Origin of the sequence: uncultured Brevundimonas sp., from assembly GCF_963974615.1 — a bacterium.
GTDB lineage: Bacteria > Pseudomonadota > Alphaproteobacteria > Caulobacterales > Caulobacteraceae > Brevundimonas.
Window position 1 is genome coordinate 1 of the sequence record NZ_CAXBDH010000040.1, and the last position, 1,816, is coordinate 1,816.

The 1,816-nt window shown below is 66.6% G+C and carries 1 protein-coding gene; it reads right to left on the minus strand.

Translation table 11 applies throughout. From position 1 onward, the window contains the following. A partial coding sequence (locus AAC050_RS14560; RefSeq protein WP_339915799.1) for an acyclic terpene utilization AtuA family protein occupies positions 1-1,778 on the minus strand: 1,778 nt, incomplete at its 3' end. Positions 1,779-1,816 lie beyond the last annotated feature (38 nt).

Sequence of the window (1,816 nt, forward strand, 5' to 3'; positions counted from 1 at the left end):
AACCCGTCATTTTCGGCGAGTTTTGCCGGTACGGGGATTTCGATGTCGAGGAGCATTTGTGCGAAGCCCTTGCCCTGGGGGTCGATGCGGACCGAGGCGATGCCGCCGCCGCCGAGGGACTCATGCAGCAGGAAGTTCAGCGCATGGCTTCCGGGCAGATCGAAGCGTTCGACCGGGCCGTTGCACAGGTGGGCGAAATAGGTTTTCACCGCGTCTTCGGTGAGGGCGGATCGGATGTAGGGCAGGTAATCGGGCTTGCGGGCCATGATACCGATATTGGCGATGTCGCCCTTGTCGCCCGAACGGCCCCAGGCCAGTTCGACCAGGCGCACCTTGACGGCATCGGGGCCCGCGTCGCGGCTGTCGGCCGGCGGCGTGGCGGGCGGATCAAGCCGCACCTCCCTGGTGGCAACGGTGACCGGCACATCCTTGCCATCGACCTCGACCGCAACGGGCGTGTCGGCCTTGTCCTGCAGGAAGGAAAACAGCCGCACCACCGGCTGTACCTTGGGCCGTCCGGCGTAGAACCCGGTCAGACCCTGCGCAGTGGAAATGGCCATTGGCGCGATTTCACCGGCAAAGATGTTCAGCGCGCTGCGCTCCTCATGTGCCACGCCGATCTTGAGCACCACTTCGCGGGTCCGGGCGCGGGCGTTGGCGCCATAGGCGGCTTCGGCGCCCAGAACCTCGACGCTCACCTGCCGGAAATCGCCCAGGTTCTTGTTGCGGAAAATCCGGCGGCAGCGGGTCAGGATCGCCTCGGCCACGCGCTCGGCCTTGGCCGGGGCGTCGATGGCGGCGAGCGTCAGGGTGGTGACCGCGCGCCAGCCATCGGCATAGGTCGCCGACACCTTGTAGCTGCCGGTGCGCCCCAGCCCCTTGCCGCCCTTGACCCGCACCCGATCGGGGCCGATCTGTTCGAGCGTGACACCGGACCAGTCGCAGATCACGTCGGGCAGCAGATAGGCCCGTGGATCGCCGATTTCATAGAGCATCTGTTCGCCGGCCGAACCGGGCGACACCAGACCGCCGGTATCGGCCGTCTTGGTCATGACAAAACTGCCGTCTTCGGACACCTCGACGATGGGCATCCCCATGTCGTCCCAGCCCGATACGTCCTGCCAGTCGGTGAAATTGCCCCCCGTCCCCTGCGGGCCGCATTCGATCAGATGGCCCGCCAGGGACCCCTGGCTGAGCTTGTCCCAATCTTCGTCTTTCCAGCCGAATTCGTGCATCAAAGGGCCTAGCGCCACGGCACTGTCGGCGCAGCGCCCGGTGATCACGATGTCGGCCCCGGCGTCCAGCGCGGTCGCGATGGGGCGCGCGCCCAGATAGGCGTTCATGCTCCAGATTTCGTCCGGAAAGGCCGCGCCGGAAAACATTTCGGTCACGCCGCGGTCGCGGATCGCGTCCGCGCGCTCCGTGAGGTCGTCGCCCAGCACGACACCGATGGACAGCTCGACCCCCGCCTCGGCGGCAGCCCTGGCGAGCGCGTCGCGGCAACCGCGCGGGTTCACCCCGCCGGCATTGGCCACCACCTTGATCCCCCTGGCCTTGATATCCTCAAGCCAGGGCACCAGCGCCTTGACGAAATCGGGCGCAAAGCCCGCCTCCGGCGTCTTCGCCCGCGCCCGCGCCATCAGCGACATCGTCACCTCGGCCAGGTAATCGAACACCAGATAGTCGATGTCGCCCTTGGACACCAACTGGCCAATGGCCTCCGGCGTGTCACCCCAGAAACCCGAAGCGCACCCGATGCGCAGTTGTCGATCCGACATATACCCCCCTATCTGCCCGTCCATTCCGGCGCGCGCTT